General features: G+C 57.9%; 8 protein-coding genes and 1 pseudogene. 2 read left to right on the forward strand and 7 right to left on the reverse strand.

Going from position 1 to position 8321, the window contains the following annotated elements; genetic code table 11:
• Window positions 1-1121: 1121 nt before the first annotated feature.
• The 4 genes and pseudogenes from ACIQ2E_RS09965 to ACIQ2E_RS09980 all read right to left on the reverse strand — a co-directional run bounded on the left by ACIQ2E_RS09965 (window position 1122) and on the right by ACIQ2E_RS09980 (window position 3693).
• Window positions 1122-1475, reverse strand: coding sequence for a hypothetical protein (locus ACIQ2E_RS09965; RefSeq protein ID WP_398329684.1), 354 nt, complete (start codon window positions 1473-1475; stop codon window positions 1122-1124).
• A gap of 124 nt (window positions 1476-1599) precedes the next feature.
• Window positions 1600-1827 (reverse strand): annotated as a pseudogene (locus ACIQ2E_RS09970) (hypothetical protein); the annotation flags it as partial.
• A 387-nt stretch (window positions 1828-2214) separates the two neighbouring features.
• Window positions 2215-2877, reverse strand: a complete 663-nt coding sequence (locus ACIQ2E_RS09975) for a hypothetical protein (protein ID WP_398329687.1) — start codon at window positions 2875-2877, stop codon at window positions 2215-2217.
• Between the two features lie 573 nt (window positions 2878-3450).
• A complete protein-coding gene (locus tag ACIQ2E_RS09980) occupies window positions 3451-3693 on the reverse strand; it encodes a hypothetical protein (protein ID WP_398329690.1) in 243 nt (80 codons plus the stop codon).
• 116 nt (window positions 3694-3809) lie between these two features.
• Between ACIQ2E_RS09980 and ACIQ2E_RS09985 the strand changes: the two genes are divergently transcribed.
• Together ACIQ2E_RS09985 and ACIQ2E_RS09990 are read left to right on the forward strand one after the other, a co-directional pair.
• Window positions 3810-5006 carry a glycosyltransferase gene (locus ACIQ2E_RS09985; RefSeq protein ID WP_398329693.1) on the forward strand — a complete coding sequence of 399 codons (1197 nt, stop codon included), beginning with the start codon at window positions 3810-3812 and terminating at the stop codon, window positions 5004-5006.
• Window positions 5007-5082: 76 nt separating this feature from the next.
• Window positions 5083-5763, forward strand: a complete 681-nt coding sequence (locus tag ACIQ2E_RS09990) for a sugar transferase (RefSeq protein WP_398329696.1) — start codon at window positions 5083-5085, stop codon at window positions 5761-5763.
• Here the strand turns inward: ACIQ2E_RS09990 and cbiB are convergent.
• The 3 genes from cbiB to ACIQ2E_RS10005 all read right to left on the reverse strand — a co-directional run.
• The gene (gene cbiB, locus ACIQ2E_RS09995; protein WP_398329699.1) at window positions 5757-6815 is read right to left on the reverse strand and encodes an adenosylcobinamide-phosphate synthase CbiB; all 1059 of its coding nucleotides are present in this window, start codon (window positions 6813-6815) and stop codon (window positions 5757-5759) included. The two genes, ACIQ2E_RS09990 and cbiB, sit on opposite strands and share 7 nt — an antisense overlap.
• Window positions 6816-6835: 20 nt before the next feature.
• Window positions 6836-7831, reverse strand: coding sequence for a ketol-acid reductoisomerase (ilvC, locus tag ACIQ2E_RS10000; protein ID WP_398329702.1), 996 nt, complete (start codon window positions 7829-7831; stop codon window positions 6836-6838).
• Window positions 7832-7903: 72 nt separating this feature from the next.
• On the reverse strand, window positions 7904-8321 hold a 418-nt coding region (locus tag ACIQ2E_RS10005), incomplete at its 5' end, for an ATP-dependent Clp protease proteolytic subunit (protein ID WP_398329706.1).

The following is an 8321-nucleotide window of genomic DNA, read 5'->3' on the forward strand; positions in this document are numbered from 1 at the left end:
ACCGTTGATGCAGGCCGCCTGAACGGCAGCCCAGGAGTGACACCTTTCCTGAAAGTCACCGACGCTGGGGAATCTGATCAGTGCCTTGAACCCTGCCTTAGGAGAGGCATACAGGCGTGAGCGGTGGCACTCGGGCACCACAGGGAAGGGTCATAACTGCGCAACACGTTAAATTTTTATTGAGCATATCTACCAGTTTAATGTGCCGTCAAGATGTATGATATTTTCATGTTGTTTCTAACGTACTTCCGTGTTCCCATTATCCTTATTTGATTCCACTACTCTAGGGTTTTACTACGCCTGTCTCTTTATTTCTCTTGCCTCTAATGTCGTAATATTCTATTTTCGGAGAAAGGATAGGGAGATCGCTTTCAACGCTTCGTCTTTTGTCGGGGATTTGCTCGCAGACTATTGGTTTGATAGTTTTATATCTCGCAAGCTGGTTTCTCTTGGTTATTTTGGGTGGTGCGTTTTTTCCCTTTCCTTGGTTATCTTTGGAGTTGTCAGAATCCCGGCTTTTATACTGATTGGAATTGTATATTGGATTTTGGGTCGTGTAGGGTTCGAGCTTTTGATTGCTCTTGTTAAGTTGGCTGAGAATACGTCAACTATTATTCGAATCCTGAGAAATATTCAGCAGCAATCTATTCCCCCCTCTCATGGTTTGTCTTCCATGAGTTCTGCTGACCACAAGGATGCTTAAGCCAAGCACGTAACTCACTGCTAAATGCCCATCCAATCAGTGAGCCGCTGCTTTTCCCTGGTTTGAGGAGCAAAAAGCTTGGTTTCGCTTAGTCCAGTCGCCGTGTTGGTCTTGCCACTCAATGTTGCTCCTCATTCGCTAGTTGTTCACTATCCAGAACTGAGGTGAGACACAAAGAAGTTTTGATTGCTTGTGTTTGATTGTCCATCGGGATCACGGACCCACCTGATTCCATTTTTGTTTTCGGCGATTGTATAGCTTTCGCCTTTGGACTTAAAGTTTTCTGAGTCTTGTTTCGACTCGGAAACTTTTGTGATCCACTGTTTGGTGTCAGCATACAACTTGTTCGTCCATGATGACTTTTGGAGTCGTGCTTGCCTCTTGCTATTCGTGATTTGAGTTGTCTTGTGTAAGCGCCCTAGTTCGTAAGCCTTCTGAATTCATTGATTAATTCATCGCCGCTGACGCCTGTCATTGCCTTGAAGCAGCCTTTTTTTATTCCGTCTTGGATTGAAGAGCCGTAGTCTTCGCTTAAGTGGCTAAAATCCATGCTTTTGGATGCCCTCTCCCACTCTTGTTGGTATCTCTTGAAGTCTGCGGCATACCTCTGGCACTCTCGTTTCTTTTCGTCTTGTAGTTTGAGTTCTAAGGCGACAACGCCAAATATTATGGCTCCAAAAAATGCTAACCCAAGTGAGATGGCTGCCAGGAGAAATCTTTTTGCCTTTTCCTCTGAGGTCTTGTTTTCGCTTTGCTCGGGAGGTTTGGTCATTTTGCTGTGTTCTGGAGTTGCCTTCTGTGGATTGACTTTATTTTAATTCTAGCGATTGATTGGAGGATAACTATGTGTGTATGTGCTTTATACACGCTACTCCCAAAGCCACATCCAGAGCCGCTCATCCCCTCTGAGCGCTTATGAGCCCCTCTCGCATTCGCTGAACCCCACTGCCACAACGCTGCCTGCTGCGCGCCAGCTTGCGTGCCAGTCGCTCCGTGATCCCTAGCTCCGCCCCCCGCCAGAGGCGATCGATCTCACGGGTGAAGTGCGCTGCCAGCAGGGGGGACTCGATCACCAGCAGCACTTCGTCGTTCTGATGGGCAGCACTGGGGCTCCAGTTGAAGCTGCTAATACCCGTGTTGACAGGAGAAAAGCAGAATTCTTTGAAAGATACATTACTGGCGCGAAACCAACAGGAGACTTGGTAGATGCGCAGTCTATGCTGTTACCTATGGAATGGGGCGCGCACTCTGGGGGTTTGAGTTTCCAGATGATAGGGGCAGGAGCATTAATGCATATCAAAATGCTGATGCCAGGAATGCCGTAGTCAACGGTAAACCTAATTATATATATTTTCAATCAAAAAGGACGCCCGATGCCTTTCGCCCTGGTCAATACTTCTGCCTGGGGAACAGTGGCGGCAATCGCATGACATGTGGACTTCCCAAGAGTTGCATGATCTAAAAGACACTGGTCCCGAGACATGCTTTATTGTTATAGTTTTCAAGCGGAATTACTGGGCGCATGAATATCTTTCGCCATTGATGTAGATGGCAGCTGTTGTAACAACGGAGTTTCCATATCCTCGGTTCGTATCTGTTTCAAAAAAGATATTTTGGTCTTCTGACCTAAATCGAATCCAATATCCTCCGTGACCAATTATCGATGATCCTTTCTCGATCGTATTGTTTGAATTGATAGCAAGGATTGAAGAATAAATTGAGTCCCCTTCTCGCATGCCAGCAGGTTTCGATGAATCCACGACTAGATGAATCGGTCCCAAGACATTGCATTCTGCGTGTAGATTCACTTTGTCTTGGCAGTATGAACGCAGCGCACGTTGCTTTGTCCAGTATCTCAACACTTGTTTATCATTGAAAGCATAGACTTTTTCAACCCTAGGAGAAGTTTGGCAGGAGTAAGCAATGTCCACATTGCTCTTGACTCCAAACTGGTTTACTCCCTTCACTGTCTTGCGCCACCATTTTGATTGTCGTTCATTACCATTTGCTGAATGCCAGAAAAAATCGCATACTGTTAGATCAGTTGTTTTGCATCCGAATTCCGTCCAGCGACCAGTTTCTTTAGCAGTCGAGTTGATTGGCAGATAGACCAACAGGCATCCTCCAATAATAATGTAACTCAAGAATTTTTCTTTTTTGATTCTTGTTTTCATGTCTTGCCTGAAAACTCCATTGCTTGTGTAAATGAATATTGCACTAGTTCTGTCTTGTTATTGTATCGGTGCATAATTATTAATCCACCCTACTCTCAGGGACTGGATTTTGCCCGTTATGCAGCGGTTGCATCGCTCTGGTGCCGTCTGCATCACCTGCCAGCACTTCCGCTACGAGGTCGGCAGGCACTGCATCACCTTGCTGACCTGTCCCATTCACCAGGGTCTGATTCCCCAGGGCGAGTACCTGACCAAGCGGTGCGCTCAGTGGGTGGCACGGCGGGAGGTTCGACAGGGGTGGTGTCCTGATGCGGGGTGAGGCAAACTTATTGCGCTGGAAGCGATCTGCGCCTTCCGTCGAGTTCACGGAAGAAAACTGACGTTGGGGGAAATGTTGGGGTAAATCACACCCCAACACCCCTGAAAGCGTCTTATGTGGTCCGATGAGGACCGAAATCGACGGACACCCTCTCCGCTTCTACAACTCACCCAAGATTTCGGTCGGTTCGCGGGTCGTTCATCGGGCCGCAAATGTGTTCTCAACGCCCGGGATTGAAAGCCATTGGATAGGTCTCAGCTGTGAAACAGCAGCACGAGGCCGCGGCTCACTTGATGGAATTCCCGCTCTTCGCGGCTGAGATCCAATCCCACCTGAAGGCCTTCTTCCAGTGCGTTCTCGAAGGGCGGCTGGGTTGGTGGTTGGCCGTCGGTCCAGAGCGCGGCAATGCCCACCGGCGTGGCGTGCCAGACAAATCGTTGTGTGGCCCCGATCGAGGGTTCATCGAGGGCGTCTTCCAGGAGCTCGCGGATCGCCATGGCAAGTGGGCTCTGGCGCCAGCATCGAGATCTGCCGCTCTAATCGCAATCAGCTGACAGTTTTTGTGATCTGCTGAGCAATCCTTCTTCAAGTTGCCGGCTTTAGCTTGGCCCAGATGGCGCAACTCCCCGGCCCCGCCGCTCTCGTGCACGAGTGGTTCACGCCCCGATCCGTGGGCGGTGCCGAACTGGTCGTGCAACAGCTCGATGCGCTGCTGGAGCGGCCGCAGCTGGCGGCCCTGGTGGATGGGGAGAGCAGGCGTGCTGCGAGTTGGCTGGCTGGGCGCTCCATCCACACCTCCTTCGTGCAGCAGTTGCCCTGGGGGGTGAGCCATGTGCAGCAATATCTGCCGCTCTTGCCACTGGCGATTGAGCAGCTGGATCTGGCCCCCTATCCGCTGGTCATCAGCAGCAGCCACCTGGTGGCCAAAGGGGTGCTCACCAGTCCGGATCAATGCCATCTGAGCTATGTGCACACCCCCGTGCGCTACGCCTGGGATCAGATGCATGCCTATCTGCGCCAGTCGGCCTTGGCCAGGAGCGGGCTGTCGCCCCTGATTCGCTGGCAGCTGCATCGCCTGCGCCAATGGGATGTGCTGAGTGCGCAACGGCCCGATGCGCTGATGGCCAACTCCCGCTTCACCGCAGCTCGCATCCGCCGCTACTGGGGGCGCTCCTCCACCGTGGTGCACCCGCCGGTGGCGGTGGAGCGCTTCCGCTGGGATCACCCCCGCGACGACGTGTATCTCTGCCTCTGCCGCCTGGTGCCCTACAAGCGGGTTGATCTGGTGGTGCAGGCTTTCAATGCCACCGGATTACCCCTGGTGGTGATCGGTGATGGCCCGGAGCGCCAGCGCCTCGAAGCCATGGCAGGTCCGAGTGTGCAGCTGCTGGGCCGACTCCCTCAAGAGGAGGTGAACACCTGGCTTGGTCGTTGCCGGGCCTATGTGTACGCCGGGCTGGAGGATTTCGGCATTGCGCCCGTTGAGGCGATGGCCTCGGGCGCGCCGGTGATCGGCCTGGGGCAGGGCGGACTGCTCGACAGTGTGCGCTGCATCACCAGTGGCTGCGATCAACCCACCGGCCTGTTGTTCCCGGAACAATCCCTGCTGGCTTTGGTGGCCGCACTCGAGCACTTCGAGCAGCAACGCTTGTGGACGCAGCTCCCAGCCGCTTCGTTGCGCCAATGGGCAGAGCGCTTCAGCCCCCAGAGGTTCCGCCAGCGCAGCCAGGCCCTGATCGAGCAGGTGTGGAGTCGCCATCAACGCCAGCTGGCCCAACGCAGCCGTCCGGTGTCTGTGCCTCTGAGGTGAGTGACCGCCGCTGCGGGGCCCAAAGAGCGCTGCACTTCTTTAATGAACCCACATCGCACCGTTGAGCACGCGCCGTTTGTCCTCCGCCTCGATCCCGGCTGAGTCCACGGCCAGCAGCTTGCTGGCGGCTCAGTCGTTGCGTGGGCGGGTGCTCAAGCGTGGAGGTGACATTGTCTTCTCACTGTTGGTGCTTGGACTGGGTTCACCAGTGTTTCTGCTGCTGGCGGTGCTGGTGAAGCTCAGCTCTCAGGGCTCGGTGTTTTATTGCCAGCGCCGGATTGGTCGCGGTTACAAGGGCTTTGGTTGCCTCAAGTTCCGCACGATGCGCCGTGATGCCGATCGGGTGCTCGCCGCGATGCTGGAGGCCGATCCAAAGCTGCGGGCGGAATTCGAGCGCGATCACAAGCTCAAGCGTGATCCCCGCATCACCCCCCTGGGCAAATTTCTGCGGCGCTCCAGCCTTGATGAGCTGCCCCAGTTCATCAACGTGCTGCGCGGGGAGATGAGTGTGGTGGGGCCGCGGCCGATCGTGTGGGATGAGCTGCGCCGTTACGGCCGCAACATGGACGAGGTGCTCTCGGTGCGGCCAGGCCTCACGGGGCTTTGGCAGGTGTCGGGCCGCAACAACCTCACCTACCGCACCCGGGTGCGCCTCGATCTCACCTACGTGCGCAACCGCAGCTTCTGGCTGGACCTTGGCATCGTGCTGCGCACCATCGGTGTGGTGCTGCTGCCGATGGATCGCGGCGCCTATTGAACGCTGCCAACTGCGCTGATGGCGATCCCCAGCGCTAGCCCGGCGAGCAGCCAGAGCAGCTCCAGCCGCAGGCTCAGCCGCAGCATCCGCTCCACAGCGGCAGGGTTGGGTCGTGGACTGCCGGCAGCCAGCAGCGGTTTGACTTTGAGCTGATCGCCGTAGCGGTTGAGCCCTCCCAGCTGCACGCCGGCAGCATGGGCGTAGGCCGCCTGGGAAACACCGGCATTGGGTGAGGGATCCGGCACGCCATCCCGAAGCGCCGCCACCAGCCCCTGAAGACAACCGCCAGGGCCGCAGCCCGTTGCCAGCGGCAGGCTGAGGGCCACCAGACGGCAGGGCAGCCACACCAGCAGGTCGTCGAGCCGGGCGCCGGCGGTGCCCAGCCAGAGCAGCGTTCCCTGGCGGTAGCCCAGCATCGAATCAAGGGTGCTGGCGGCCTTGAAGCCCCAGGCCAGGGCCAAGGGCCCAGGAGCACCGCCGTAACCGACGCTCCAGAGGCCCGCGCCCACGAGCATCCAGAACAGCGGTGCGAACAGGCCATCCACAGCGTTTTCGCTGGCGGTTTCCGCTGCCGCCCTCACAATCTCGGCCTGGTTCAGCTCCGTGGTGTCACGCCCAACGATCCAGCTCAAGGCTGTTCGTGCTGCTGCCACATCCGGCAGGGCCTGCAACACGCTGCGCACCGCCTGCTCGAGGCTGCGCCCCGCCAGAGCGCTGGTAAGGGCGATCCAGAGCGCCAATAGCCCCGCGGGCCTCAGATCGGATAGACCTCTGCCCAGGGCCCATTGCTCCAGCAGCCATCCGGCGCCGCCGCTGCCCCCCACCAGCAACGCCGTGATCACTCCACCGGCGAGGCGCAGGGCCCATGGGCGATCACCTGCCCAGCGCTCGCTCAGCTGCTGCAGCCGGCGGATCCACCAGCCCATCACCACCACCGGGTGCAGGCACCAGCGTGGATCGCCCACCAGCCGATCCAGCCCGGCGGCGGCGAGCACCAGCAGAAAGGGGTGGATCCCCGTGAAGGAATCCACCCCTGAGAGCAGCAGCGTCATGGCTGCGTGGGAGGCCTCGATCAGGCGGCCTTGAGCCAGGAGAACATCGAGCGCAGGCCCTTGCCCACCTGCTCGATCGGGTGCTGGCTGTCGCGGTCGCGGATCTTCTGCATCTCAGGCTTGCCGGCTTCGCACTCGGCCACGAAGTTGCGGGCGAAGGTGCCGTCCTGGATGTCGGTGAGGATGCGCTTCATCTCGGCCTTGGTGTCGGCGGTGATCAGGCGGGGGCCGCTCACGTAGTCGCCGTATTCAGCGGTGTTGGAGATCGAATCGCGCATGGCGGTGAGGCCTCCTTTCACCATCAGATCCACGATCAGCTTCACTTCGTGCAGGCACTCGAAGTAGGCCAGCTCGGGCTGATAACCGGCTTCCACCAGGGTCTCGAAACCGGCCTTCACCAGCTCAGAGAGGCCTCCGCAGAGCACAGCCTGTTCACCGAACAGGTCGGTTTCGGTTTCTTCCTTGAAGTTGGTCTCCAGGATGCCGGCGCGGGTGCCGCCGATGCCCTTGGCGTAGGCCATGGCCAGGGCGCGGGCGTTGCCGGTGGCGTCTTGATGGATGGCGAACAGGGCAGGCACGCCCATGCCGTTCTGGTACTCCCAGCGCACGGTGTGGCCGGGGCCCTTGGGAGCGATCATCACCACATCCACATCGGCGGGGGGCTTGATCAGCTCGAAGCGCACATTGAAGCCGTGGGCGAAGCTCAGCACCTTGCCGGCGCTGAGGTGTGGAGCGATCTCAGCGTCGTAGACAGCCTTCTGGGTTTCATCGGGCAGCAGCACCATGATCCAGTCGGCCTTGGCGGCAGCGTCAGCCACGCTGAGCACTTCAAGGCCGTCGGCCTTGGCCTTCTCGGCGGAGCGGCTGCCTTCATAGAGACCCACCACCACGTTCACGCCGCTGTCCTTGAGGTTGAGGGCGTGGGCGTGGCCTTGGGAGCCGTAGCCAATGATGGCCACCGTTTTGCCGTTCAGCAGGCTGAGGTCGGCGTCGGTGTCGTAATACAGCTTGGCCATCAGGGGCTTCGGTTCAGCGCTGAGCAAGGGTCGAGCTTACGAAAGCGCCCGCCGCAGCCAACAAGCCCTGCTTCAGGCGGCGGCTGATGCCTCGGTGGGATGGGCGATCACGCGGTCGATCAGGCCGTATTGCACCGCTTCGGCCGCGCTCATGAAGTAGTCGCGGTCTGTGTCCTTCTCGATTTTGGAGAGCTCTTGGCCGGTCATGTCCGACATGCTCTTGTTGAGCATGTCTTTGATGCGCAGGATCTCGCGGGCTTCGATCTCGATGTCGCTGGCCTGACGCTGGCTGGTGCCGCCCAGGGGCTGGTGAATCATGATCCGGCTGTGGGGCAGAGCCAGCCGCTTGCCCTTGGTTCCGGCGCCGAGCAGGAAGGCACCCATGGAGGCAGCCAAGCCCACGCAGATCGTCACCACATCTGACTTCACGTATTGGATGGTGTCGTAGATCGCCAGGCCGGCGGTCACAGAGCCACCCGGTGAGTTGATG

Origin of the sequence: Vulcanococcus sp. (assembly GCF_044369115.1) — a bacterium.
Classification (GTDB): domain Bacteria; phylum Cyanobacteriota; class Cyanobacteriia; order PCC-6307; family Cyanobiaceae; genus Vulcanococcus.

Excerpts from the sequence above, each read along its gene's own strand:
- ACIQ2E_RS09985 (WP_398329693.1), top strand. The coding sequence starts at position 3,810 with ATGGCGCAACTCCCCGGCCCCGCCGCTCTCGTGCACGAGTGGTTCACG.
- ACIQ2E_RS09965 (WP_398329684.1), bottom strand. The coding sequence starts at position 1,475 with ATGACCAAACCTCCCGAGCAAAGCGAAAACAAGACCTCAGAGGAAAAG.
- ACIQ2E_RS09980 (WP_398329690.1), bottom strand. The coding sequence starts at position 3,693 with ATGGCGATCCGCGAGCTCCTGGAAGACGCCCTCGATGAACCCTCGATC.
- cbiB (WP_398329699.1), bottom strand. The coding sequence starts at position 6,815 with ATGACGCTGCTGCTCTCAGGGGTGGATTCCTTCACGGGGATCCACCCC.
- ilvC (WP_398329702.1), bottom strand. The coding sequence starts at position 7,831 with ATGGCCAAGCTGTATTACGACACCGACGCCGACCTCAGCCTGCTGAAC.
- ACIQ2E_RS09975 (WP_398329687.1), bottom strand. The coding sequence starts at position 2,877 with ATGAAAACAAGAATCAAAAAAGAAAAATTCTTGAGTTACATTATTATT.